Origin of the sequence: Deinococcus seoulensis (genome assembly GCF_014648115.1) — a bacterium.
Classification (GTDB): domain Bacteria; phylum Deinococcota; class Deinococci; order Deinococcales; family Deinococcaceae; genus Deinococcus; species Deinococcus seoulensis.
On sequence record NZ_BMQM01000040.1, the window covers coordinates 1 to 23,665 of the forward strand.

A 23,665-nucleotide genomic window follows, 5' to 3' on the forward strand; every position below is an offset into this window, starting at 1 on the left:
GGTCATCTTCTTCCGAAATCTCAATGCGCCGATGGGAACGGGCCATGCCCAAGTCTACTTCTTTGGTGCGTTGTACTTATAAGGCCGCTGGGTCCGAGCAGAGCGAGGAGGAGTCGAAGCGGGTTCCGGACGTGGAGTGGGCTGTTAACGGAACAAACGGCAGTCCGTATCACCAATGGTGCGGACAGGTTCATAACTTCAAGGGCAGACCAGCGAGGAACACGCAGCGTTTACCCCTCCCCCTTGAGGGGGGAGGCTGGGAGGGGGTGAGCAGGAATGGCATTACAGAAGACGTGTTCCATGCTGTTCCTCTCTGGCGCCCGAACAGTGTCCGCACCATTGATCACAGGCCTGCGCGCGTGCACCTGCGGGAAATGGTGGGGTCGGGCGTGGGTGGCGGCGCGCGCCCCTGCTACCCTGCTGTGCATGACTGACGCTGCTGTTCGCGCGAAACTCACCGCCCTGGTTCCGGCGCTGCGGCATTTTCACGCCGCGCTGCTGGACTTCACGAAGAGTGATTACGAGTTCCTGAACGGCCCGGTGGGGGGGCCGTTCGAGCTGTACTCGCTGGTGATGAACCACCCGCAGTTCCAGTGGCTGCGGCCCCTGTCGGGCCTGATGGCCACGCTGGACGAGGTGCTGGACGCCAAGGGCACCACCCTGACGGAACGGAACGTGACCGACATCCGTCAGGCGCTGGGCCTGCTGTTCGCCGAGACCGACACGCGCTTCGCGGAGTTCCGGGGCGGGTACAACCGCGCCCGCACGGACCTGCGTGTCCGGGAGACCGAGGCGAAGTGGCGCGAGATCCTGCACAGCCTGGAAGCCTGAGGACCGGCCCGTGAAACTGGTCGTGGGCCTGGGCAATCCGGGGAGTGGGTACGCGCAGACGCGGCATAACGTGGGCTGGCTGGTCATCGACGAGGTCGCCCGCCGGGCCGGGGCCGCGTGGCGCAGGGAAGGCAAGGACGCCGAGGTGGCCGAGGTGCGCCTGGGGCCGGGGGTGGGCACGAAGGTGCTGCTGGTGCGGCCGCTGACGTTCATGAACGCGTCGGGCAAGGCGGTCGCGCCGCTGATGTCGTTCTACAAGCTGGACGGCGCGGACCTGCTGGTCGTGCAGGATGACCTGGACAGCCCGTTCGGGCTGCTGAAGCTCCGCATGGGCGGGCGGCACGGCGGGCAGAACGGCCTGCGGGACATCATCCGGCTGCTGGGGCACGAGGCGTTCGCGCGCCTGAAGATCGGCATCTCGCGGCCCCCGCCGGGCTGGGCGGTGCCGGACTGGGTGCTGAGCCGCTGGCGTGAGGAGGAGAAAGGCGACCTGAACGAACTGGTGCGGCTGGGCGCGGACGCCGTGGCGGTCTGGGCGGCGTCCGGGCTGGCCGAGGCGCAGGGGCAGTTCAATGGCACGGACCTGCGCCCGCCGCCTCCGCCCCCACCTCCGAAACCGGTGCCTGAACCTGCGTCACCGGACCCGGCATCTGTCCCGGCAGCGGGGACCGCCCGGTCATCCGTGCCGGACGGCGCGGCGGGGTCGGGGCATACTGGCGGGCATGTCGAAAACCCGGAAGAAGGATAGGAAAGCCCCCTCCGTCCCCGAACTGCGCCTGGACGTGCTGATGCACCTGTCGAACCTGCCCGGCGTGCCCGGACAGGAGGACGCCGTGCGTGACTTCGTGCTGGCCGAACTGGAAGGACTGGCCGACGAGGTCCGCGTGGACGCCATGGGCAACGTGATCGCCCGCCGCGCCGCCCGCACGCCGAAAAAAGGCGAGGTGCCCGAGCGCGTGATGATCAGCGCGCACATGGACGAGATCGGCTTCCTGGTGCGCTTCATCGACGACCGGGGGTTCCTGCGGGTGCAGGCGCTGGGCGGTTTCGACACCCGCAACCTGTTCGCGCGGGACGTGACCGTGCACGCGCGCGGCGGGGCGCTGCCCGGCATCCTGACGCCCGGCGGCAAGCCCGTGCACATTGCCAGTCCCGAGGAACGCAAGAAGATCCCGGAAGTCCGGGAATTCTTCATCGACCTGGGCCTGAGTGCCGACGAGGTCCGCGCGCAGGTGCGTGTCGGGGACATGGTCACGCTGGACCAGTCGGCCCGCCGGGTCGGGCGGCTGGTGTGCGGCAAGGCCATGGACGACCGCGCCAGCGTGTTCCTGCTCCTTGAGACGCTGCGCGCCCTGCGCGGCCAGGACCTGCGGCACGACCTGATCGCGGTGTTCAGCACCCAGGAGGAGGTCGGCCTGCGCGGCGCGATCACTGCCGCGTACGGTGCCGAGCCCACGGTCGGCATCGGTCTGGACGTGACACTGGCCGTGGACACCCCCGGCGTGGCCCCGGATGAGGCCGTGACCCGCCTCGGGGACGGCATCGGCATCAAGGTGTTCGATTCCAGCATGATCTCGCACCGCGCGCTCGTCGATGGGTTCTGGGACCTGGCGCAGGAACGCGGCATTCCCGCGCAGCTGGAAGTCCTGGCACAGGGCGGCACGGACGGCGCGGCCATCCAGCGCAGCCGGGGCGGCGTGCCCACCCTGACCCTCAGCCTCCCCACCCGCTACATCCACACGGTCGTGGAGGCCGTGCACGAGACCGACCTGCGCGCCGGGGTGGACCTGCTGGTCGCGTACCTGCGCTGAGCGGCCCGCCCCCTTCCGGTCTTCACTGCCCCCGGTGGGGCCGGAAGCCGGGGGGGGGTGGAACGCCCCCTCACGGCGGCGCGTACTGTGGGGCGTATGGAACTGCTCTCCGGTCTGCTGTCCTCGCTGGGCCTGTCGGGCGCGGCGGGCCTGAACGCCTTCGTGCCGCTGCTGCTGGTGGGGCTGCTGTCCCGGTTTGGCGTGGTGACCCTGAACGAACCGTTCGATCTGCTCGCCAGTACCTGGGTGCTGGTGGGCATCGGCGTGCTGGGCCTGCTGGATTTCGTGGGTGACAAGATTCCGGGCGTGGATCACGCGCTGCACCTGCTGGGCGGCGTGGTGAACACGGCGGCCGGCGCGGTGCTGTTCGCCTCGCAGTCCGGCGTGGCCGACGTGCCCCCGGCCCTGAGCATGGCGCTGGGCCTGATCGTGGCGGGCGGCGTACACGCCACGCGCACGGCGGTGCGGCCGGTGGCGACCGCCACGACCGGCGGCCTGGGGAACCCGGTCGTCAGTGGCGTCGAGGACGGCACGAGTGCAGTGCTCAGCGTGCTGGCGGTATTCGCGCCGGTGCTGGGAGCCGCGCTGCTGGCCGTGGTGGTGGTGCTGGCCGCGCGGTTCTGGATGCGGCTGCGGCCCCGCCGGTTGGTGTAGGCCCGTTGGTGTAGGCCGGTCAGTACGGATCGGTCGGTGCAGGCCCGGCCAGGGGCACTCCAGACAGCAGACATTCCGGGCAGCGCGGCCGTTTCTTCGTGGGAACGGCCGCGTTCTGCTGCCCTGCGCAGGTGGGGGAGGGGAGAGGCCCCGCCTGCTGTCTGCCGTGCAATCTGGCTGTGCGCTGTGCAATCTGTACGCGAAATTCCGCCCAGCGGTGCGCGTGGCCACCACGGAACGCACTTTTCTGCGGGTATCCTGCAATCCGTTCTGATAAATCTAGCCAAATTGTCCAAATTTTTTTGACATTCTGCACATCTGTCTCTAAGCTTGGGGTATGCAGGGATGCAACCACTGCAAATTGAGCTGCAAAAAGGAGACGCCATGAAACTCGTCACGGCTGTCATCAGGCCCGAGAGGGTCCAGCAGGTTAAGGAAGCGCTGTTCCAGGCCGGGATCAGCGGCATCACGCTCTCACGCGTCAGCGGGCACGGCGGCGAACAGGAAATCGTGGAGCACTACCGCGGCACCCGCGTCATGGTCGAGTTCCGCGACAAGGTCGAGGTCCGCATGGCCGTCAGCGAACCCTTCGTGCAGGCCGCCATCGAGGCCATCTGCAAGGGCGCCCGGACCGGCGAGGTCGGCGACGGCAAGATCTTCGTGCAGTCCCTGGACCGCGTGGTCCGCATCCGCACCGGTGAGGAAGGCACGGCCGCCCTGACCCCCGTCACCGAGACCCGCCTCGCACCTGCCTGAACAGCCCCGGCCCGGCCCAGTCCGGCCTGAGCTGCCTGTTCCACGCCCGACTTCAGGCCCCCCTCCAAGGAGAGTGACCATGCTGCACACCCCCACCCGAACCGCCCGCACCCGCCTGGGCGCGCTGCTGCCCCTGGCTGTCATGCTGGGCGGCGCGGCCCTCGCGCAGACCGAGGCGCCCAAACTGGACACCGGCGACACCGCCTGGATGATCGTCGCCTCGGCCATGGTCCTGCTGATGACGCCGGGCCTCGCGTTCTTCTACGGCGGCCTGAGCCGCACCCAGAGCGTCCTGAACACCATGATGATGAGCGTCGTGTGCATCGGCCTGATCGGCGTGCTGTGGATGCTTGCCGGGTACTCAATCGCGTTCGCGCCGGGCGGCAACGGCTTCTTCAGCGGGCTGGCCAACGCGGGCTTCAACGGCCTGAAGGACCAGCTGACCGGCACCATTCCCTCGTTCGTCTTCGCGGCCTTCCAGGCGATGTTCGCGATCATCGCCGTCGCCCTGATCAGCGGCGCCGTCATCGAGCGCATGCGTTTCGGGGCGTTCGTGCTGTTCGGTGCGCTCTGGAGCCTGCTGATCTACGCTCCGCTGGCCCACTGGGTCTGGAACGCCGACGGCTGGCTGTTCAAGATGGGCGCGCTGGACTTCGCGGGCGGCACCGTCATCCACATCGCCGCCGGTGTCAGCGGACTGGTCGCCGCCTCGGTGCTGGGCGCCCGCATCGGCTTCCCGAAGACCGCGCACGTGCCTCACAACGTTCCCTTCGTGCTGCTGGGCGCTGGCCTGCTGTGGTTCGGCTGGATGGGCTTCAACGCGGGCAGCGCCCTGGCTGCCAACCAGACGGCCGCGCTGGCCTTCATGACCACCCTGGTCGCCCCGGCCGCCGCGATGCTCACCTGGCTGGGCCTGGAAAGCGTCCGGAACGGGAAACCCACTGCCGTTGGCGCCGCCACGGGTCTGGTCGTCGGTCTGGTCGCCATCACGCCCGCCTGCGCCTTCGTCAGCCCGCTCGCCTCGGTGGTCGTGGGTGCGCTGGGTGCCGCCGCGAGCTTCGCTGCCGTGCAGATGAAAAACCGCGTTAAGGCCGACGACGCCCTCGACGTGTTCGCCTGCCACGGCGTGGCCGGCATCGTGGGCGCCCTGCTGACCGGCGCGCTGGCCTTCACCACCGGCAGCGGCAAGCCCTGGGGCGAGCAGATGATCATCCAGATCGTCGGTGTGGTCGCCGCGATCGTCTGGACTGGACTGGGCACCTTCGTCCTGCTGAAACTGGTGGGACTGGTCATGCCGCTGCGCGTTCCCGTGAACCAGGAGATCGCCGGGATCGACGTCAGCGCCCACAGCGAGCAGGGGTACTCCGACAGCGAGACGGGCCTGGGTGCGCCGGTGTTCGTCGGCGGCGACTGAAGCCATCCGCCACTTCGCTCCCGCTGCCCCTCCGCGCCTGACTCCCTGAACTGCCTGAACCCTCCACGCTGGCCCTGTCCATCCTGTTGGCCCGGCCCGCACTGACAAATCAGACCCTCCACGTTTGGCCGGCCCCTGACCGCATCCCCAGGGGCCGGCCCTTTGCGGTTGTCCGAAGAATGTGCGGCGGGTGCCCGCGCGGTCCTGTGCAATCTGCGCGTTTTCCGGGTTTCCGTGCAGAATGTGCCGGACGTTCTGGACAACACCACTCTTTGGCCTTGACAGACCGTTAACGTGGGCTCATGAAACTGGTCACGGCAGTTGTCAGGCCCGAACGGGTGCAGCAGGTCAAGGAAGCACTCTTTCAGGCGGGCATCAGCGGCATCACGCTCTCGCGCGTCAGCGGGCACGGCGGCGAACAGATCGTCATCGAGCACTACCGGGGCACGCGCGTCATGGTGGAATTCCACGACAAGGTCGAGTTCCGCATGGCTGTCAGCGAACCGTTCGTGCAGGTCGCCATCGACGCCATCTGCCGGGGTGCGCGCACCGGCGAGGTCGGCGACGGCAAGATCTTCGTGCAACCCCTGGACCGCGTGATCCGCATCCGTACCGGCGAGGAGGACGCGGCCGCCCTGACGCCCGTCACCGAGACCCGCCTCGACCCGGAGCAACCGTGAACGGCGCCGACACCGCCTTCATCCTGCTGGCCTGCGCGCTGGTGCTGCTGATGACGCCGGGCCTCGCCATCTTCTACGGCGGGCTGGTCCGCGCCCAGAGCGTCCTGAACACCATGATGATGAGCTTCGCCGCCATGGGCGTCGCCAGTGTCGCCTGGGTCGCCGTGGGGTACACCCTGGCCTTCGGTCCCGGCGGGAACGCCCTGATCGGCGGTCTGTCCCAGGTGGGCCTGAACGGCACCGCCGGACAGTTGACCGGCACCATTCCCACCCCGCTGTTCGCGGTATTCCAGATTCTGTTCGCGGTGATCACGCTGGCCGTCGTGAGCGGCAGCGTTGTGGAGCGCATGCGCTTCCCGGCGTTCGTGCTGTTCGGCGCGCTGTGGGTGCTGGTCGTGTACGCCCCGCTGGCCCACTGGGTCTGGAGCAGCGACGGCTGGCTGTTCAAACTGGGCCTGCTGGATTTTGCGGGCGGCACGGTCGTCGAGGTCGCCAGCGGCGTCAGCGGCCTGGTCGCCGCGCTGGTCCTCGGCTCCCGCCTGGGCTACCCGCGCGTGGCGCACGTCCCGCACAGCGTGCCGCTGGTCCTGCTGGGCACCGGGCTGCTGTGGGTCGGGTGGCTGGGCTTCAACGCGGGCAGCGCCCTGGCTGCCAACGGCGTGGCCGCCTCGGCCCTGCTGAACACCAACACGGCCGCCGCCGCCGCGCTGCTCACCTGGATGCTGTGGGATCAGGTGCGCGGCGGCAAGCCCACTGCCATCGGCGCGGCCACCGGCGCGGTCGTCGGACTGGTCGCCATCACACCCGCCTGCGGCTTCGTGACGCCCGGCGGCGCCCTGCTGATCGGCGCGGTCGCCAGCACCGTCTCGTTCTTCCTGGTAGCCAACAAGCACCGCCTGTTCCCGGACGACGCCCTGGACGTGTTCGCCTGCCACGGCGCGGCCGGGATCGTCGGCACCCTGCTGACCGGCGTGCTCGCCAGCCCCGAGATCAACCCCGCCGGGACGGGCCTGCTGGCCGGGAACGCCGGTCAGGTCGGCGTGCAACTGCTGGGCATCGTCGCGGCGGCGGCCCTGGCGGGCAGCGGCACCTTTGTCCTGCTGAAACTGGTCGCACTCGTCACGCCCCTGCGCCTCAGCGAACGCCAGGAGACGCTGGGCATCGACCTGGCCGAACACCAGGAGGAAGGCTACCAGGAGGCGCAGAGCCCACTGGCCGCGCCTGTCTTCGTCGGCAACGACTGACCCGCACACCCTGGGGGCGTCCCTGGGTTCATCCCGGGTTCATAGACAGTTCCGGAGCGTTCCGGAGCTGCCTTCCTCTGTTCCCCCGGACACCGCCCGGCTGACCCCAGTGCCCCGACGACCCCAGTGCCCCGACGACCTCAGTGCCCCGACGGCCTCGCGTGACGACCGTGACGAAACAGGGACGCTTGACCCCCCAGAGCATTCAGGAGGCTGTGTTAGGATTGAGTACGAGTCTGACGCAACTATCACAAAGGGTCGGGCCACCGAAAAACTCACCGCACCCCCGCCACACCCCATGACGTTCATGGGGCGCCTTGACCGGGGTGCTTGAGTCACGAAGGGAAAGGAGGAGTGAGTTTTGGACGTCTCAAGTCGAGTCTTAAGTGAACTGGCCAGCCGCGAAGCGGCCCTGGACGGGCAGATCGAAGCCGCGCGCACACAGGCGCAGGCGACGGTCGCGGCCGCCGAAGCAGAAGCCGCGCGCATTCTGCAGGACGCCGAAGCCCGCGCCAAAGCCATGCAGGCCGAGCAGGAGCAGCAGCTCGCCGCAGAGGTGCAGCAGATCCGCACCCAGGCCAGCGCCGGAGCACAGGCACAGGCACAGGCCACCCGCGCCCGCGCCGAAGCCAAGCTGGGCCAGGCCGTGGACACCATCATGAGGGCGGTGCTTCCGTGATCAACCCCATGCAGCAGGTCGTGATCGCCACGCGCAAACGCGACAGCGAAGCCGTCATTGCGGCCCTGCAGAATGCCGGGGTGCTGCACCTCAAGCCCATCACGGGCGGTCCACTGAACACCGGGACCCTGGCCGGAACAGACGCCCAGAGCCGCCGCGAGGACGAGCGCCTGCTCGCCCGCGTGGAAAGCACCCTCGCGGAACTGGGCAGCTACCGCCCCGCCCCCGCACCGCTGCCCGCCGAGTCCACCTGGGCCGACACCATCGAGCAGGCCGCGCTTCCCGTGGCCGCGCTCGCCCGTCAGCGTCAGGAACTCCAGGCTGACCTGGACGCCGAATCCGCCTACGGTGACGCCGTCCGCGCGCTGGCCCGACTGGCTGGCGGCCTGGACCGTAGCCGCCGCGTGGCGACCGTGCCCTTCCTGCTTCAGCCGACCGACAACGTCGCCGAACTGGAAGCCGCGCTGAACGAAACCCTGCGCGACCGCCACGCCCTGGCCACCGACACTGTCGGCCAGAACCGCGTGGGCCTGATCGCCACCCTCCGCGCCGACCGTGACGCCGCGCGCGCCGCGCTGGGCAAGGTCCGCCTCGGCGAACTGCGCCTGCCCGGCCGTTTCGACGGCATGAGCCTCGGTGAAGCCGACAGCGCCATGACGCAGATCAAGCAGAGCGGCGAGAGCCGCCAGCGCGAACTGAACGCCGAACGCGACCGGCTGGCCCAGACGCACACCCCCGCGCTGTACGCCCTGCGTGACGCCCTGAAAGACCGGGTCGCCATTCATGACGTGCGCGCCGTGTCCGCCCGCGGCAAGTACAGCCTCGCCATGCAGGGCTACGTGCCCGAAGACCGCGTGCCCGCCCTCCAGGCGGCGCTCGGCACCTTCGGTGACGCCGTCAGCTACGAACTGCACGCCGTGGACGAACACCACGACACGCTGGTGCCGGTCGAACTGAAGAACAACAGTTACGTGCAGCCCTTCCAGACCGTCATGGGCCTGATGACCCTGCCGAAGTACGGCACCTTCGACCCCACCTGGGTCGTCGCGCTGTTCTTCCCGCTGTTCTTCGGGATCATCATGGCCGACATCGGCTACGGCCTGATGTTCCTGGCGTTCGGCATGTGGCTGCTCGGCAAGGCCCGGCGCAACGAAGGCTGGAACCTCAGCTTCTTCGGCGCGTTCGTGCCGCCCGCCACCCTCAAGGACCTGGGCTTCGTGACGAACGTCATGGCCGCCTGGACCATCCTGTGGGGCTTCCTGACCGGCGAGTTCTTCGGCACCCTGCTGGAGCACATGCACTTCTTCTACATCAACCCGGAGCTGCTCAACAGCCTCTGGAGCTGGACCGGCGTGACCTACCCCATCGAGGAAGGCGTCAAGCACTACGGCGTGATCCCGATCGTGTTCCCCCGCCTGGAAACCGGCTACTTCAGCAACGTCGCGCTGGTGTTCGCGCTGTGCTTCGGCATCCTTCAGGTCCTGTGGGCCTGGGGCATCCGCATCCAGCAGGGCATCAAGCACAAGGACAGCACCCACACCTGGGAAGGCGTCGCGCTGTTCGGCGGCGTGCTGGCCCTGATCATGCTGGCCTTCGCCACCAAGGCCGGGAAGGACTTCAGCGCCTTCACGGACTTCAGTGACGTGCGCGTGCTGGTCATGTACGCCGGGTTCGCCGCGTTCATCGTCGGCTGGCTGCGCGTCATCAAGCACTACCCGCTGCTGCCGGTCGAACTGCTCTCGCAGGGCGGCGCGGTCGTCAGTTACGCCCGTATCTTCGCGGTCGGCCTGGTGTCCGCCATCCTGGCGAAACTCTGCACCGACCTCGGCTGGAGCCTCGGCGAAACCCTGGGCTTCATCGGTATCCTGATCGGCGTGGTTCTGGGCATCGTCCTGCACTTCTTCGTGCTGGCCCTGACCCTGATCGGTCACATCCTGCAACCCCTGCGTCTTCACATGGTCGAGTTCCTCAACCCGACCGGTTTCAACGCTGAATCCAGCCCCCGCTACAACCCCCTTCGCCGCCTCAGCCCCACCCAGGGGCCGGTTAAATAACTTTTTAGGAGTGTTCACCATGACCAAGTACAACAAGATCGTCGTCGCTTCCCTCGTCCTCGCCCTCGCCACCAGCGGTCTGGCCCAGGAAGCCGGCGCTGCCAGCGGTAACGCCGACAACATGTACGACGGCCTGCGCGCCATCGGCGCCGGCCTGGCCCTCGGCCTCGGCGCCATCGGCACCGGCATCGCCCAGGCCCGCATCGGCTCCAGCCTCGTCGGCGCCGTCGCCGAGGACCCCAGCAAGGCCGGCAGCCTGCTGCTGTACTTCCTGCTGCCCGAAACCCTGGTCATCTTCGGCTTCCTTGCGCTGTTCATCCTGAACTGATATGGCGCTCGACAAGCTCCTCGAAAACGAAGCCCAGGCGGAAATCGAGCGCCTGCGCGCCGACGCACAGGCCCGCGCCGAGCAGATCGTCGCCGACGCCCGCGAACGCGCCCAGGCCCTCCTGGACAGCCGCACCCGGCAACTGGAAACGGCCCGTCAGGCCGAACTGGTCCGCGCGCGCAGCGCCGCTGACCTCGAAGGCAACGCCCAGCGCCTGTCGGCCTCCGACAGCCTGCAGGTGCAGGCCTTCAAGGTCTCCGAGCAGTACCTGCACTCCTCGGTCACCTCGCCCGAGTACCCGCAGATCCTGGCGAAACTGATCGCCGAGGGCCTGCAGGTCCTCCCGAACGCCGAAGCGGTCGAGTCGGCGCTGGGCGAGCACGACGCCGTCCGTCAGGCCCTGGCCCAGCTGGGCCGCACCCTCGACCTGCGCGTCAACGAGCAGATCAAGACCGGCGTCCGACTGGTCGGCCCCGGCGGCAAGTCCAGCATCCAGAACACCCTCACCGGCAGGCTCGAACGCGTACGCGGCGAACTCGCGCCGCAGATCAGCCGACTGCTGGCCGAGTAAGGAAGTCCGCATGCCCGACGACTACGCTTACATCAACACGCGCGTCCGCATCATGCGGACCAAGCTGCTCGACGGACGCTCGCTTGACTCGGCGCTCGCCGCGGGCAGCTACCAGGAGTTCCTGCGGGTCCTGAGCGAAACCGACCTCGCCGCGAACCTGCGCGCCACCACCACCGAAACCGCCGGACTGACCGAACTGGACCAGGCCCTGAGCCGCAACCTGTTCGACACCACCCAGAAAGTCCTGGGCTTCGCCGACGGTGACGCCAAACGCGAGATTCAGGCCCTGCTGATGAAGTGGGACCTCGTGAACCTCAAGACCGTGGCGCGCGGCGTCGCCGGAGGCCGCGGCGCCGACACCATCACGGCCAGCCTGATTCCCGGCGGCACCATCAAGGCCAGCGCCCTGCAGACCGCCGCCCAGAGCAGCGACCTGCCCAGCGCCGCCGCCGCCATCGCCCTGAGCGGACACCCGCTCGCGGCCGCAATGCGCGCCGGCGCGCAGGCCTACGCGGGCAGCAACCGCCTGCTGGACCTGGAAATCGCGCTGGACCAGGGCTACTACCGCTACGCCCTGAGCGTGGCACGCAACACCAGCCTGCGCCGCTACCTCAGCCGCGAGATCGACGTCACCAACGCCCTGATCGCCCGCGCTGGCGCCGGACAACCCCTCGACCCGAACCTGTTCGTGGCCGGCGGGAAACTCGACGCGGCCGGGTACGCCCGCCTCGCCGGCGGGGACGCCAGCGGCCTGAACGACGTTTCGGCCATCCTGGACGCCCCCAGCCTCGAGGACGCCGAAGTGGCCGCCCGCACCGCCCTGGACACCGCCGCGCGCAACGTCGCCGCCGGTGACCCCGAAGGCGTGGGCATCATCCTCGACTTCCTGCGCCGCAAGGAAATCGAGATCGCCAAACTGCGTCTGATCGGCCGTGGCAAGTTCTACGACCTGCCCACCGACCAGATCCGCCGCGAGGTGCAGGCATGACCAAAAGCACCTCCACCCAGCGCGTCGCCGTTCTCAGTGACGCCGAGACCGCCACCGGTTACCGCCTCGCGGGCGCCGAAGTGATCGAGGCGACCCCCGAGACGGCCGTGGCAGAACTGGAACGCGTGATCATCAGCGGCACCTACGGCCTGATCGCCGTGGACACCGGCCTGATCCCCGACCCGGCCACCGCCACTGCCCGCGTCATGCGCGGACGCGACCTGCCGATCCTGCTGCCCATCCCCAGCCTGCGCGACGCGTTCAACCCGGACACCGTCGACGCCAAGGCCTACATGGGCAAACTGGTGCGCGACACCATCGGCTTCGACATCAAACTGTAAGACGGAGGTTGAAGGCAGATGGCAGATAGCAGATGGCAACAACACAGAAGCAACTCGAGCGTTCTCGCTTGCGGCCTTCTGCCATCGGCCTTCCGCCTTCTGCCCCTCCCAAGGAGTACCAAATGACGCAGAACAAGACTGGCGTCGTGCAGAGCATCGCTGGACCGGCCGTCATCGCTGACGGCATGTACGGCGCGAAAATGTACGACATCGTGCGCGTGGGCCAGGAGCGCCTCGTGGGCGAGATCATCCGCCTCGACGGCAACACCGCCTTCGTGCAGGTGTACGAGGACACCAGCGGCCTGACCGTCGGTGAGCCCGTGGAAACCACCGGCCTGCCCCTGAGCGTCGAGCTCGGGCCGGGCATGCTGAACGGCATCTACGACGGCATTCAGCGCCCCCTGGACAAGATCCGCGAGGCCTCGGGCGACTTCATCGCGCGCGGCATCGAGGTTTCCAGTCTGGACCGCACCAAGAAGTGGAGCTTCACGCCCAGCGTGCAGGTCGGCGACACCGTCACGGGCAGCGCCATCCTGGGTACCGTGCCGGAGTTCAGCTTCACGCACAAGGTCCTGACGCCCCCCGACAAGAGCGGCAAGCTCGCCTGGATCGCGCCCGCCGGTGAGTACACCATCGACGACACCATCGCGAAACTCGAGGACGGCACCGAACTGCGCATGGCCCACTACTGGCCCGTGCGTGCGCCCCGTCCCGTCGCCAAGAAACTCGACCCCAGCCTGCCGTTCCTTACGGGCATGCGCATTCTGGACGTCCTGTTCCCCCTGGTGATGGGTGGCGCGGCCGCGATCCCCGGTCCCTTCGGTTCCGGCAAGACCGTGACGCAGCAGAGCGTGGCGAAGTACGGCAACGCCGACATCGTCGTGTACGTCGGTTGCGGCGAGCGCGGCAACGAGATGACGGACGTGCTGGTCGAGTTCCCGGAACTGGAAGACCCCAAGACCGGCGGCCCCCTCATGCACCGCACCATCCTGATCGCCAACACCTCCAACATGCCCGTGGCCGCCCGTGAAGCGAGCGTCTACACCGGTATCACGCTGGCCGAGTACTTCCGCGACCAGGGCTACAGCGTGTCCCTGATGGCCGACTCCACCAGCCGCTGGGCCGAGGCGCTGCGCGAGATCTCCAGCCGCCTGGAAGAAATGCCCGCCGAGGAAGGCTACCCGCCCTACCTGGGCGCCAAGCTCGCCGCGTTCTACGAGCGCGCCGGGGCCGTCAAGACCCTCGCGGGCGACGACGGCGCGGTCAGCGTGATCGGCGCGGTCAGCCCCGCCGGCGGTGACATGTCCGAGCCCGTCACGCAGGCCACCCTGCGTATCACGGGTGCGTTCTGGCGTCTGGACGCCGGCCTCGCCCGCCGCCGTCACTTCCCCGCCATCAACTGGAACGGCAGCTACAGCCTGTTCACGCCCATCCTGGACTCCTGGTACCGCGCCAACGTCGGCGAGGACTTCCCGGAACTGCGCCAGCGCATCGGCAACCTGCTGCAGCAGGAAGCGGCGCTGCAGGAAGTCGTGCAGCTCGTCGGCCCCGACGCCCTGCAGGACAACGAACGCCTGATCATCGAGGCGGGCCGCATGCTGCGCCAGGACTTCCTGCAGCAGAACGGCTTCGACCCCGTCGACGCCAGCGCCAGCATGCCCAAGAACTACGGCCTGATGCAGATGTTCCTGAAGTTCTACGACCAGGCCGAAGTGGCCCTCAAGGACGGCGCGACCATCGACGAGATCGTCCAGAGCCCCGTCATCGAGAAACTCGCCCGCGCCCGTTACACCGCCGAAGGTGACTTCGCCGCGTACCGCGACGACGTGCTGAGCGAACTCGATACCACCTTCAAGGGAGTGAAAGCGTGACCCTTCTCCAGAAGGAATACAACGACGTCGCGTACATCTCCGGGCCGCTGCTGTTCGTGAACGCAGCCTCGGACCTCGCGTACGGCGCCATCGTGAACATCAAGGACGCCACCGGCAAACTGCGCGGCGGTCAGGTCATCTCCGTGACCGACCAGAACGCCGTGATCCAGGTGTTCGAAGAAACCCGTGGTCTGGACCTCGCGACCGCCAGCGTCAGCCTCGTCGAAGACGTGGCCCGCCTGGGCGTCAGCAAGGAAATGATCGGCCGCCGCTTCGACGGCCTGGGCCGCCCCATCGACGGGCTGCCCGAGGTGATCGCCGAGAAGCGCCTGAGCATCAACGGTCAGGCCATGAACCCCGCCGCGCGCGCCAAGCCCGAGGAGTTCATCCAGACCGGCATCAGCACCATTGACGTGAACACCAGCCTGATCCGTGGTCAGAAACTCCCGATCTTCTCGGGCTCGGGTCTGCCGCACAACGAACTGGCCGCCCAGATCGCCCGTCAGGCCAAGGTGCCCGGCCACGAGGGTGACTTCGCCGTCGTGTTCGCTGCGATGGGCCTGACCCAGCGCGAAGTGTCGTTCTTCACGCAGGAATTCGAACGGACCGGCGCGCTGGCCCGCTCCGTGCTGTTCCTGAACAAGGCCGACGACCCCGCGGTGGAGCGTCTGCTGACCCCCCGCATGGCCCTGACCACCGCCGAGTACCTGGCCTTCGAGCACGGCTACCACGTGCTGGTGATCCTGACCGACCTGACGAACTACTGCGAGGCCCTCCGTGAAATCGGCGGCGCCCGCGAGGAAATCCCCGGTCGCCGTGGCTTCCCCGGTTACATGTACACCGACCTCGCGAGCCTGTACGAGCGCGCCGGCGTGGTGCAGGGCAAGCCCGGCTCGGTCACGCAGATCCCGATCCTGTCCATGCCCGACGACGACATCACGCACCCCATCCCCGACCTGACCGGCTACATCACCGAAGGTCAGATCGTGGTGGACCGCGCGCTGAACGCCAAGGGCGTGTTCCCCCCGATCAACCCCCTGCCTTCGCTGAGCCGCCTTCAGGGCAACGGCATCGGCAAGGGCAAGACCCGCGCCGACCACAAGAACGTCTCGGACCAGCTGTTCGCCGCGTACGCCAACGGCCTGGACCTGCGTAAACTGGTCGCCATCACCGGTGAAGACGCCCTGAGCGAAACCGACAAGCTGTTCCTGCGCTTCGCGGACGACTTCGAGAACTACTTCATCGGCCAGGGCAACCAGGACCGCTCCATCGACGACAGCCTGACCGTCGCCTGGGGCATCCTGAGCAAACTGCCCCAGAGCCAGCTGACCCGCCTCGGCAAGGACTCCATCGACAAGTACTACGGCACCAAGATGGACGAGATGTGGAAAGGCAACCGCATGTGACCCCCTGACGGAAGGCGGCCCGGCCTCCGTGGCCCGGAACTCCCGCCTTCCGTCATTACCGACCGACCAGGGAGGTGAATACTTATGGCAGAACAGATCAGCCCCACCCGCAGCGCCATGCTGGCCAGCAAGGCCAGCCTGAAAACCGCTCAGAGCGGCGCGGACCTCCTGAAACGCAAGCGTGACGCCCTGATCGGCGAGTTCTTCGCGCTCGTCAAGGACGCCCTCGCCGCGCGCGAGGAACTCGCCGGCGTCAGCAAGGGCGCGTACACCAGCCTGTTCAGCGCGAAAGCCTGGGACAGCCCCGAAGCCGTCGAGAGCCTCAGCCTCGCGGGCAGCGGCGACTACGCCGTCGACATGCAGATCGTGAGCATCTACGGCGTGAAGGTCCCCAAGATCGAGATCCCGGAGCGCACGAACACCGCCACGTTCAGCCCCATCAACGTCGGCGCGCGCACCATCCAGGCCGCCACCGACTTCGGCGGCGTGCTGGAAGCGATCGTCAAGGTCGCCGCGACCGAGACGAAACTGCGGCGCATCGGCGAGGAAATCAAGAAGACCAGCCGCCGCGTGAACGCCCTGGAACAGATCCGCATTCCGGGCATTCAGGACGACATCCGCTTCATTCGCGGCGTGCTCGACCAGCGCGAACGCGAGGCCAGCTTCACCCTGAAGAAGATCAAGGCGAAACTGGAAGCCGAAGCCGCCAAGGACAAGGCCAACGCGCAGGCCGGAAACCACGGCAGCGCCGCCGACTGAACCTTTCACGGCACACACGGACCGCCCCCCACCCGGAGGGCGGTTTTTTGTGTACTGAGTGGGTGGGCGCGCTATGCTGCGCGGCAACCACAACCCTGTTTTTGCTGCGCCGCTGTCCTCCGGCTGCGCTCGTCTGATCCTTCCGAGGTGCCCGTATGCCCACACTCCTGCCCTGCCCTTCATGCCCGTGACCCCTTCCTCCCTGCCCCTGAGCGGCGTGCGCGTCGCGGATTTCACGCGAGTGCTGACGGGGCCGTTCTCGACCATGCTGCTGGGCGACCTGGGCGCGGACGTGATCAAGGTCGAGCCGCCGGGCGGGGACGACACGCGCGCCTGGGGGCCTCCCTTCCAGGTGGGGGAGGGGGGCCGGGAGAGCAGTTACTTCCTGAGCGTGAACCGGAACAAGCGCAGCCTGACCCTGGACCTGAAAACCCCGGACGGCCTGGAGGCCGCGCGCCGCCTGATTGCCGGGAGTGACGTGCTGATCGAGAACTTCCGGCCCGGCACGCTGGACCGCCTGGGCCTGGGCTGGGAGGCCCTGAGTGCCGCCCACCCGCGCCTGATCTACGCGAGTATCACGGGCTTCGGGCTGGACGGCCCGTACCGCGACCGGGCCGGGTACGACGTGATCGCGCAGGGCATGGGCGGCATGATGAGTTACAACGGCGAGGCGGGCGGGCCGCCCCTGCGGGTGGGCGTGGCGGTGGCCGACGTGTTCGCGGGGTCGCTGGTCACGCAGGCGATCCTGGCTGCGCTGTACGCCCGCGAACGCACCGGGCGCGGCGAGCGGGTGGACGTGAACCTGCTCGAAAGCGTCGTGGCGCTGGGCAGTTCGCAGGTGGGCCGGTTCCTGGCGACAGGGGAGGTGCCCACGCCCACCGGGAACGACCACCGGTCCATCGTGCCGTACGGAACGTTCCCCTGCGCGGACGGGTTCGTGAACATCGCCGTGGGGAACGACGCGCTGTGGCGGCGATTCTGCGAGGCGCTGGACCTCACGGAGCTGGGTGCCGATGCCCGCCTCATCACGAACGAGGGCCGCGTGACGCACCGCGCGGACCTGGACGCCCGGATGCTGCCCGGACTGGCCCGCCACTCGCGGCAGGAGGTCATGGACCGCCTGGAACGTGCGGGCGTGCCGTGCGGCCCCGTGAACGATCTGGCCGAGGTGTTCGCGGACCCGCACGTGCAGGCGCGCGGGGTGGCCGTGACCGTCCCGCACCCCACGCTGGGCGAGACGACCGTGACCAGCCCACCCTGGCGTTTTGGTGGAGAGGCGCTTCCGGTGCGCCGCGCGCCGCCCACGCCCGGCCAGCACACTGCCGAGCTGCTGGCCGAACTGGGACTGCCAGGGATGGCCGGGTCTACGCCAGCCGCTCCAGAGCCCGCCTCAGATTGACGCGTGCCGGGGCGTCCAGCGCCGCGAATTCTGGCGTGAGGAACAGCCGCTCGCGGGTCAGGAAACCTCGCAGCACCCCCGAGCGACCCGCCCGGTAGGCGCCGTCCGGAACGTGCGCGTACTCGGCGCGGATGGCGCGGTCGTAGGCGTCAAAGTCGTCGGGGTCGGCGCCCAGGATACCCAGGTCGGCGTCCACGAACAGGGCCTCGGCCCGCGTGGTCGGGGGCGCGGTGTGGCGCGTGGCGAGAATCAGCGCCCGCACCTGCGCCTGCACGTCCACACTGGCGCCCTGTGCGGCCAGCCACGCGCCGAACACGTCCGCGCTGCGTTCCTCGTTGTCGGCGGCGCGCGGGTCGTAGATCAGGTCGTGCCCCCACGCCGCCAGTTCCAGTTCCGGCGTGAGGACGCCGCGCCCGCCCAGCGCCCGGATCAGGGACTGGACGTGCGCGGCGGTGTGGTAGGCACGCTCCGGCGCGTCGTAGAACGGCCGCGCGAAAGCTTCGGCGGCGCCTACGAGCGTCATGGGTTCAGCCGTGGCGGGCCGCGAGGGCCGCGCCGATCACGCCGGCGTTCGTGCCCAGCTGCGCGCGGCGGATCGTGACGGACGCGAAGCCCTGCGCGTACTCGTCGGCGGCGGCCTGCACGCCATGGAAGAAGTAATCCCCGACGCTGGCGACCCCGCCGCCCAGCACGAACACCTCCGGGTCGATGGTCTTCTGCAGGTCGGCCAGCGCGATGCCGATGTGCCGCATGGCCTGCGCGACCACGCGCCGCGCGGCCGGGTGGCCCTGCTGCGCCAGCTGGAAGGCCTCGGCGGTGCTCACGTCGCGGTTCAGGGCGAAACTGGCGTCGCGGGCGATGGCGGTGCCGCTGGCGACGGCTTCCAGTGCGCCGTCCAGGCCCGCGCCGCTGACCGGGCCGCCGGGCAGCGCCGTGATGTGCCCGATCTCACCGGCAATGCCGTGCCGGCCACGCCAGATGCGGCCGTTCAGGACGATGCCCGCGCCGATGCCGGTGCTGACCGTCACGTAGATGCTGCTCTCGGCGCCGCGCGCCGCGCCCAGGTGCGCCTCGGCCAGCGCGGCGGCCTTGGCGTCGTTCTCCAGGACCACGCGCTGCGCGAGGCGGTCACGCAGGCCGTCGACCAGCGGCACGTCGGTGAAGCCGTAGATGTTCGGCGCGAACTTCACGCGGGTCCGGTCGGCGTTCAGCGGTCCCGGAATGCCCACGCCGATCAGGCGGGCGTCCGGGTGGCGGTCCTGTAGGCGGCGGATCTCTCCGGCGATGGCGTCCAGCACGGTTTCCCAGCCGGTTTCCGGGGTGGGGATCACGTGCGCGTCGAGCAGTTCGTCGCCGCGCAGGACGCCGCTGGCGATCTTGGTGCCGCCCACGTCGATGCCGATGCTGATGGGTTCGGGAATAGAGGGGTTACTCATGCTTGCTCCTGGGGCTGCTGTGAAATCGCGGTGACCTGGGCAGACTGCAGCCGGACTGGGAACGCTTCCAGTGAGGGCGTCCCGCAGGGCTCAGGACCGGACCGCCGGAACGATAAGACGGGAACGTTCAACTCTGCACCCTCAACTGTACCGCGCCGCGCCACACCGGAATTAAGGTGACGCACCGACAGAATTCACGTGCCCGAGCGGTCCGCGCCTCCCGAACCGGTCCCGGACGCGCCCACGTCCGTATCCGCGTCCGTGTCGTCGCCCGGCTCGAAGCCCAGCAACTCCAGCGCCTCGGCCAGTTGCACCTCCGGCACGTACAGGCCCACGTCGCCCTGATACCCGCCCGTCTCGATCTCGATCACGGGGCTGCCCATCGACCACTGGAACGGCGTGCGCACCACGCTGACCACCCCGCCGTCCATCAGGTTGCGCCGCCAGCCCTCCGCCAGGATGCGCGGCAGGGTATCGATCCGCACCCACACGTCCCCCTGGTACAGCACCCGGTCCTCGTACGCCGCGCTCACGAACCCGCCTGCGCGCCGTCCGCCTGCACCCTGTCTGCCCGCACCAGCACCGGCGCGATCCGCTCGGCGAACGTCGGCGGAATCACCGCCGGTTGCCCCTGATCGTCCACGCGCACCTGCACGGACCGCGCGAACGCACACGGCACGCCGTCCGCCAGGATGCGCGCCACGCCCGTCCAGCTCGTGCGGCCCACCCGCTCGATCAGCGTCTCGATCACGACCTCCTGCCCCAGCCGGATATCCCGCACGTAATCCAGTTCCAGCCGCGCCAGCACCGACCGGTCATCCGCGTCCCGCACCGCGAGCGCGCGCGACAGGTCCATGCGCGCCACCTCCAGAAACTCGGCGTACCGGGCGTTGTTCACGTGCCCCATGGCGTCCAGGTCGCCGTACCGCAACTGGATGGTCGTGCGGTGCGCGTCGCGCCAGTTCAGCGCCGGAATACGCGGGTGGGCCGTCCGGGCCGCGTCAGTAGAAACCGCGTCAGTAGAAACCGTCATGCCCACAGTGTAGAGCCAGTGTCGAGCCCCCCACCCGGCCGCCACTCCTCATGTCGCCCATCCGGGCAGCGGCGCGGCCCGCTATGCTGGCAGGCGTGACCGACATCCCGCCTCCTCCCGTCCCCCCGGCGCGGGCGTCGTGGTGGCAGCGAACCGAGCGGCGCATCCAGCGCCTGCAACGCCTGCCCCTGACCATGATGATCGCCAGTCTGCTGGCCGCGCTGGGCATCGTGCAACTGACCTTCCAGCTGGGCAACTCGGTGTACCGCAGCGTCACCTGGAGTCAGGACACCCGCGCCACCCTGGCCCGCACCGCCACCCTGGAACGCGACGTGCGCATCCTGCAAGACGCTGTGAAAGCCAACCAGGACCCCACGTACCTGCGCGCCCTGGCCCGCTGCCGGGGCTTCGTGGGCGCGAACGAACGCGTCGTGGTCGCCAGTGACGCCCCGGAAACCCCGCCCGGCGAGAACTGCAAGGCCCTGCGCGTTCCGTAAGGGCGGTGATGGTTGAAAGTTGATGGTTGATGGAAGGGAACCCCCCTCTATCAACCATCAACTTTCGACTATCAACCCGTCAGAACACGCGGTCGAGGATCAGCGGTTCCGGCGCGGGGGCCTGGGCGCCCAGGGTCAGGCCCTCGGTGAGGAGGCGCCTGGCGGCGTCCAGGCCGCGCCCGTCACGGTGGTAGATGCGCAGGACGGGTTCGCCGGCCTGGACGGCCTCGCCGGGTTTGCGCAGGAGTTCCACGCCCACGCCGTGGTCGATGGCCTCGCCCTTGCGTTCGCGGCCGCCACCCAGCACGAGCACGGCGCGGCCGACGCTCAGGGCGTCGATGCTCGCCACGAACCCGGATTCGGGGGCGGTCACGTCGGCGCGGCCGGGCGCCACGTCGAACTTGCTGATGTCGTCCACGTAGGTGGCGTCGCCGCCCTGCGCCTCGATGAACGCGCGGAACTTCGCCAGGGCGCTGCCGTCCGTCAGGGTGGCACGCGCGCGGGCCTCGGCGGCCGCCTCGTCCTCACCCTGGGCGGCCAGCGCCTCCACCGCCAGTGCCACGCACAGTTCGGTCAGGTCGTGGGGACCTTCACCGCGCAGGGTCGCCAGAGCCTCCAGCACCTCCAGGCTGTTCCCGGCCATGTGGCCAAGGGGGGTGTCCATGTCGGTCAGCACGGCGCGGACCTGCCGTCCGGCGCGGTTGCCGATGTCCACCATCGCGCGGGCCAGGCCGCGCCCGGCGTCCAGGGTGCGCATGAACGCCCCGGCGCCCACCTTCACGTCCAGCACGACCGTGTGCGCGCCGGACGCGAGCTTCTTGCTCATGATCGAGCTGGCGATCAGCGGCAGGCAGTCCACGGTGGCGGTTACGTCCCGCAGCGCGTACAGCTTGCCGTCCGCTGGGGCGAGGTCCCTGCTCTGGCCGACCAGCGCGAGGCCGATCTCGCGCGCCTGCGCGATGAAGCGGTCCTCCTCCAGTTCGCTCGTCCAGCCGGGAATGCTCTCCAGTTTATCGATGGTGCCGCCGGTGTGCGCCAGCCCACGCCCGCTCATCTTGGCGACGGTCTGGCCCAGCGCGGCCAGCATGGGCGTCAGGATCAGGCTGGTCTTGTCGCCCACGCCGCCCGTGGAATGCTTATCCACCGTGCGTGGCAGGTCACCGAGGTTCATCAGGTCGCCGCTCTCGGCCATGACCATGGTCAGGTCAGCCGTTTCCTGTTCGGCCATGCCGCGCAGGAACACGGCCATCAGCCACGCGCTCATCTGGTAGTCGGGCACGTCGCCGCGCGTGTACCCCAGCACCAGGGTCTCGAGTTCCTCGCGGGTGTGCTGTTGGCCGTCGCGTTTCTTGCGGATCAGTTCGGGGATGTTGATGGCGGTCATAGGCCAGTTTACGTCCCGTGGACAGGAAATCGTCCCGGCGTGCGCCTCAGCTCTCGTCCGCCTCGCCGCTGGTCCAGCCGACCTTCGCGTGCGTGCCGTCGCAGTAGGGCTTGTTGCCGCTGTGGCCGCAGCGGCACAGCGCGGCGCGCACGTCCTTCCTCTCGCCGCCGGGCGTGTCGATCACGAGGTTGCCTTTGATCATCAGCGGACCGTCGGGGCTGGGGGTGATGGTGGTGATCTCGTCGGGCATCTCGGCCTCCTGTCCTTCCAGGACGTAATGCAGCGCCCCGGTGGGGCAGGTGCGGACGACCGCCGCGACCGCGTCGGCCCCGGCGTTGGCGGGCTGAATCCACGGGCGGGCCTTCGGGTCGAACACGTCGGGCAGCCCGCGCACGCAGTTGGCGACGTGCAGGCAGCGCCGCGCGTCGTAGTAGACCGTGATGCCGGGTGCCGTGTACGCCTTCCCCTGCGCGAGGTCCTCGTTGGTGAGGGTCATGCCCCAGTGTACGCAGAGTCCGTAGGTCCGGGCTGGGTCGCGCTGGCGTGGGCGGCGCAGCGTTCGGCCAGCCGGGCGAACTCGGCGCGCAGTTCCGGGGGGCTGTCCACGCGGAAGTCGCAGTCCAGGCCCAGCAGGAACGCCGCGAAGCCCCCCAGGCCCTCGCGGGTGGTGGTCAGGCGCGTGCCGTGCGCGTCGGGGCGCACCTCCGTACCCCAGGTGGACACCCGGCCGCGCATGTCCTCCGGGAGGCAGTCGAGCCACACGCTGATGGCGTAGGTGGGTTTCGGGGCGCGCAGCGTGGAGCGCAGGTACGCGGCCGCGTCGAAGTCGGGCTCCTTCGTGAAGTGGCGGTCCTGCACGGTCAGGGCGCTCATGCGGTCCAGCCGGAACGAGCGGCGCGCGCCGCGCAGGTGGCAGTGGGCGACGGCGTACCAGCGGCCCTCCAGGTGCACCACGCGGTGCACGTCCGCGTCCCGGCGGGTCTCGGGCGCGTCGGGGGCGGCGTACGTGAAGGTCACGGTGCAGGCGTCGCGCACGGCGCGCAGCAGCGCCGCGAGCAGCTGCGCGTCGGTCGGGGCGACCCAGGGGCCGGTGTCGAACTGCACGCTGCCCTCCAGGGCCAGCATGTCGGCGCGCAGGTCGTGCGGGAGGCTGCGCGACAGCTTGGCGCTGGCGGCCTGCGCGGCGGGGGCCAGGGCGTGCAGGCCCAGGTGCCGCAGGGTGCGCAGGCCCAGCGCGGCGGCCAGCGCCTCCTCCGGCGTGAACATCAGCGGCGGCAGGCGGAAGCCCGCCTTGAGGCGGTACGCGCCGCCCACGCCCCGGCGGCCCTCGACGGGAATGCCGAGGTCCTGCAGGCGGGCCACGTAGCGCTGCACGGTGCGGGGGCTGACCTCCAGGCGGCGGGCCAGCTCGGCGCCGCTGACTTCCTCGTGCGCCTGGAGGAGTTCCAGCACGGTCAGTACCCGCATGCTCGGGTCGTACATGCCTTCATGGTAATCGGAATAGCCGTCACGTTCTGACGGGAATCCGG

26 protein-coding genes are annotated in these 23,665 nt (G+C 69.1%); 19 read left to right on the forward strand and 7 right to left on the reverse strand.

Annotated elements, in window-relative coordinates; genetic code table 11:
• Window positions 1-426 precede the first annotated feature (426 nt).
• The 18 genes from IEY70_RS18505 to IEY70_RS18590 all read left to right on the forward strand — a co-directional run bounded on the left by IEY70_RS18505 (window position 427) and on the right by IEY70_RS18590 (window position 17,786).
• A complete protein-coding gene (locus IEY70_RS18505) occupies window positions 427-831 on the forward strand; it encodes a hypothetical protein (protein ID WP_229778072.1) in 405 nt (134 codons plus the stop codon).
• A 10-nt stretch (window positions 832-841) separates the two neighbouring features.
• Entirely contained in the window at window positions 842-1,579 is a 738-nt protein-coding gene (gene pth, locus IEY70_RS18510) for an aminoacyl-tRNA hydrolase (RefSeq protein ID WP_189066507.1), read from the forward strand.
• Window positions 1,554-2,642, forward strand: coding sequence for a M42 family metallopeptidase (locus tag IEY70_RS18515; RefSeq protein WP_229778073.1), 1,089 nt, complete (start codon window positions 1,554-1,556; stop codon window positions 2,640-2,642). Before pth ends, IEY70_RS18515 begins: the two co-directional genes overlap by 26 nt.
• Before the next feature lie 96 nt (window positions 2,643-2,738).
• Window positions 2,739-3,296, forward strand: coding sequence for a DUF4126 domain-containing protein (locus IEY70_RS18520; protein ID WP_189066508.1), 558 nt, complete (start codon window positions 2,739-2,741; stop codon window positions 3,294-3,296).
• Between the two features lie 384 nt (window positions 3,297-3,680).
• A complete protein-coding gene (locus IEY70_RS18525) occupies window positions 3,681-4,052 on the forward strand; it encodes a P-II family nitrogen regulator (RefSeq protein WP_189066536.1) in 372 nt (123 codons plus the stop codon).
• A gap of 79 nt (window positions 4,053-4,131) precedes the next feature.
• Window positions 4,132-5,466, forward strand: coding sequence for an ammonium transporter (locus tag IEY70_RS18530; RefSeq protein ID WP_229778074.1), 1,335 nt, complete (start codon window positions 4,132-4,134; stop codon window positions 5,464-5,466).
• Between the two features lie 302 nt (window positions 5,467-5,768).
• The gene (locus IEY70_RS18535) at window positions 5,769-6,146 is read left to right on the forward strand and encodes a P-II family nitrogen regulator (RefSeq protein ID WP_189066509.1); all 378 of its coding nucleotides are present in this window, start codon (window positions 5,769-5,771) and stop codon (window positions 6,144-6,146) included.
• Window positions 6,143-7,390, forward strand: coding sequence for an ammonium transporter (locus IEY70_RS18540; protein ID WP_268243928.1), 1,248 nt, complete (start codon window positions 6,143-6,145; stop codon window positions 7,388-7,390). The genes IEY70_RS18535 and IEY70_RS18540 overlap by 4 nt, the downstream gene beginning before the upstream one ends.
• Before the next feature lie 361 nt (window positions 7,391-7,751).
• Window positions 7,752-8,069: a V-type ATPase subunit subunit G family protein gene (locus IEY70_RS18545; protein WP_189066510.1), complete on the forward strand. Its 318-nt coding sequence runs from the start codon at window positions 7,752-7,754 to the stop codon at window positions 8,067-8,069.
• A complete protein-coding gene (locus tag IEY70_RS18550; protein WP_189066511.1) occupies window positions 8,066-10,123 on the forward strand; it encodes a V-type ATP synthase subunit I in 2,058 nt (685 codons plus the stop codon). The genes IEY70_RS18545 and IEY70_RS18550 overlap by 4 nt, the downstream gene beginning before the upstream one ends.
• A 19-nt stretch (window positions 10,124-10,142) precedes the next feature.
• Window positions 10,143-10,451, forward strand: a complete 309-nt coding sequence (locus IEY70_RS18555) for an ATP synthase subunit C-like protein (protein ID WP_189066512.1) — start codon at window positions 10,143-10,145, stop codon at window positions 10,449-10,451.
• 1 nt (window position 10,452) lies between these two features.
• A complete protein-coding gene (locus IEY70_RS18560) occupies window positions 10,453-11,022 on the forward strand; it encodes a V-type ATP synthase subunit E (RefSeq protein WP_189066513.1) in 570 nt (189 codons plus the stop codon).
• A 10-nt stretch (window positions 11,023-11,032) separates the two neighbouring features.
• Window positions 11,033-12,010 (forward strand): V0D/AC39 family V-type ATPase subunit, encoded by a 978-nt coding sequence (locus IEY70_RS18565; RefSeq protein WP_189066514.1) that lies wholly within the window; start codon window positions 11,033-11,035, stop codon window positions 12,008-12,010.
• Window positions 12,007-12,351: a V-type ATP synthase subunit F gene (locus IEY70_RS18570; RefSeq protein WP_189066515.1), complete on the forward strand. Its 345-nt coding sequence runs from the start codon at window positions 12,007-12,009 to the stop codon at window positions 12,349-12,351. Before IEY70_RS18565 ends, IEY70_RS18570 begins: the two co-directional genes overlap by 4 nt.
• 122 nt (window positions 12,352-12,473) lie before the next feature.
• Entirely contained in the window at window positions 12,474-14,222 is a 1,749-nt protein-coding gene (locus tag IEY70_RS18575; protein WP_189066516.1) for a V-type ATP synthase subunit A, read from the forward strand.
• Window positions 14,219-15,628, forward strand: coding sequence for a V-type ATP synthase subunit B (locus IEY70_RS18580; RefSeq protein ID WP_078301214.1), 1,410 nt, complete (start codon window positions 14,219-14,221; stop codon window positions 15,626-15,628). Before IEY70_RS18575 ends, IEY70_RS18580 begins: the two co-directional genes overlap by 4 nt.
• 84 nt (window positions 15,629-15,712) lie before the next feature.
• Window positions 15,713-16,387 carry a V-type ATP synthase subunit D gene (locus tag IEY70_RS18585; protein ID WP_189066517.1) on the forward strand — a complete coding sequence of 225 codons (675 nt, stop codon included), beginning with the start codon at window positions 15,713-15,715 and terminating at the stop codon, window positions 16,385-16,387.
• 187 nt (window positions 16,388-16,574) lie between these two features.
• Window positions 16,575-17,786 (forward strand): CaiB/BaiF CoA transferase family protein, encoded by a 1,212-nt coding sequence (locus IEY70_RS18590; RefSeq protein WP_229778075.1) that lies wholly within the window; start codon window positions 16,575-16,577, stop codon window positions 17,784-17,786.
• Here IEY70_RS18590 and IEY70_RS18595 read toward each other — a convergent pair.
• The 4 genes from IEY70_RS18595 to IEY70_RS18610 form a co-directional block, all read right to left on the reverse strand.
• Window positions 17,752-18,309 (reverse strand): HD domain-containing protein, encoded by a 558-nt coding sequence (locus IEY70_RS18595; protein WP_189066519.1) that lies wholly within the window; start codon window positions 18,307-18,309, stop codon window positions 17,752-17,754. The two genes, IEY70_RS18590 and IEY70_RS18595, sit on opposite strands and share 35 nt — an antisense overlap.
• 4 nt (window positions 18,310-18,313) lie before the next feature.
• Complete coding sequence (locus IEY70_RS18600) at window positions 18,314-19,222, reverse strand: ROK family protein (RefSeq protein ID WP_189066520.1); 909 nt, start codon at window positions 19,220-19,222, stop codon at window positions 18,314-18,316.
• 194 nt (window positions 19,223-19,416) lie between these two features.
• Entirely contained in the window at window positions 19,417-19,755 is a 339-nt protein-coding gene (locus IEY70_RS18605; RefSeq protein WP_229778077.1) for a hypothetical protein, read from the reverse strand.
• Complete coding sequence (locus IEY70_RS18610; protein ID WP_189066521.1) at window positions 19,752-20,255, reverse strand: acyl-CoA thioesterase; 504 nt, start codon at window positions 20,253-20,255, stop codon at window positions 19,752-19,754. Before IEY70_RS18610 ends, IEY70_RS18605 begins: the two co-directional genes overlap by 4 nt.
• A gap of 95 nt (window positions 20,256-20,350) precedes the next feature.
• Between IEY70_RS18610 and IEY70_RS18615 the strand changes: the two genes are divergently transcribed.
• Window positions 20,351-20,752: a cell division protein FtsB gene (locus tag IEY70_RS18615; RefSeq protein ID WP_229778078.1), complete on the forward strand. Its 402-nt coding sequence runs from the start codon at window positions 20,351-20,353 to the stop codon at window positions 20,750-20,752.
• Between the two features lie 79 nt (window positions 20,753-20,831).
• Here IEY70_RS18615 and IEY70_RS18620 read toward each other — a convergent pair whose 3' ends face one another.
• Genes IEY70_RS18620 through IEY70_RS18630 form a run of 3 tightly spaced genes read right to left on the reverse strand, consistent with a single transcriptional unit; the run spans window position 20,832 to window position 23,618 of the window.
• Window positions 20,832-22,136, reverse strand: a complete 1,305-nt coding sequence (locus IEY70_RS18620) for a thymidine phosphorylase (protein ID WP_189066522.1) — start codon at window positions 22,134-22,136, stop codon at window positions 20,832-20,834.
• Window positions 22,137-22,182: 46 nt separating this feature from the next.
• On the reverse strand, window positions 22,183-22,632 hold the full coding sequence (locus IEY70_RS18625; RefSeq protein ID WP_189066523.1) for a (4Fe-4S)-binding protein: 450 nt from the start codon (window positions 22,630-22,632) through the stop codon (window positions 22,183-22,185).
• The gene (locus IEY70_RS18630) at window positions 22,629-23,618 is read right to left on the reverse strand and encodes a helix-turn-helix transcriptional regulator (RefSeq protein ID WP_189066524.1); all 990 of its coding nucleotides are present in this window, start codon (window positions 23,616-23,618) and stop codon (window positions 22,629-22,631) included. Before IEY70_RS18630 ends, IEY70_RS18625 begins: the two co-directional genes overlap by 4 nt.
• Window positions 23,619-23,665 lie beyond the last annotated feature (47 nt).

Excerpts from the sequence above, each read along its gene's own strand:
- IEY70_RS18630 (WP_189066524.1), bottom strand. The coding sequence starts at position 23,618 with ATGTACGACCCGAGCATGCGGGTACTGACCGTGCTGGAACTCCTCCAG.
- IEY70_RS18600 (WP_189066520.1), bottom strand. The coding sequence starts at position 19,222 with ATGAGTAACCCCTCTATTCCCGAACCCATCAGCATCGGCATCGACGTG.
- IEY70_RS18560 (WP_189066513.1), top strand. The coding sequence starts at position 10,453 with ATGGCGCTCGACAAGCTCCTCGAAAACGAAGCCCAGGCGGAAATCGAG.
- IEY70_RS18535 (WP_189066509.1), top strand. The coding sequence starts at position 5,769 with ATGAAACTGGTCACGGCAGTTGTCAGGCCCGAACGGGTGCAGCAGGTC.
- IEY70_RS18620 (WP_189066522.1), bottom strand. The coding sequence starts at position 22,136 with ATGACCGCCATCAACATCCCCGAACTGATCCGCAAGAAACGCGACGGC.
- IEY70_RS18585 (WP_189066517.1), top strand. The coding sequence starts at position 15,713 with ATGGCAGAACAGATCAGCCCCACCCGCAGCGCCATGCTGGCCAGCAAG.
- IEY70_RS18520 (WP_189066508.1), top strand. The coding sequence starts at position 2,739 with ATGGAACTGCTCTCCGGTCTGCTGTCCTCGCTGGGCCTGTCGGGCGCG.
- IEY70_RS18610 (WP_189066521.1), bottom strand. The coding sequence starts at position 20,255 with ATGACGGTTTCTACTGACGCGGTTTCTACTGACGCGGCCCGGACGGCC.
- IEY70_RS18595 (WP_189066519.1), bottom strand. The coding sequence starts at position 18,309 with ATGACGCTCGTAGGCGCCGCCGAAGCTTTCGCGCGGCCGTTCTACGAC.
- IEY70_RS18625 (WP_189066523.1), bottom strand. The coding sequence starts at position 22,632 with ATGACCCTCACCAACGAGGACCTCGCGCAGGGGAAGGCGTACACGGCA.
- IEY70_RS18525 (WP_189066536.1), top strand. The coding sequence starts at position 3,681 with ATGAAACTCGTCACGGCTGTCATCAGGCCCGAGAGGGTCCAGCAGGTT.
- IEY70_RS18570 (WP_189066515.1), top strand. The coding sequence starts at position 12,007 with ATGACCAAAAGCACCTCCACCCAGCGCGTCGCCGTTCTCAGTGACGCC.
- IEY70_RS18555 (WP_189066512.1), top strand. The coding sequence starts at position 10,143 with ATGACCAAGTACAACAAGATCGTCGTCGCTTCCCTCGTCCTCGCCCTC.
- IEY70_RS18515 (WP_229778073.1), top strand. The coding sequence starts at position 1,554 with ATGTCGAAAACCCGGAAGAAGGATAGGAAAGCCCCCTCCGTCCCCGAA.
- IEY70_RS18530 (WP_229778074.1), top strand. The coding sequence starts at position 4,132 with ATGCTGCACACCCCCACCCGAACCGCCCGCACCCGCCTGGGCGCGCTG.
- IEY70_RS18505 (WP_229778072.1), top strand. The coding sequence starts at position 427 with ATGACTGACGCTGCTGTTCGCGCGAAACTCACCGCCCTGGTTCCGGCG.
- IEY70_RS18575 (WP_189066516.1), top strand. The coding sequence starts at position 12,474 with ATGACGCAGAACAAGACTGGCGTCGTGCAGAGCATCGCTGGACCGGCC.
- IEY70_RS18565 (WP_189066514.1), top strand. The coding sequence starts at position 11,033 with ATGCCCGACGACTACGCTTACATCAACACGCGCGTCCGCATCATGCGG.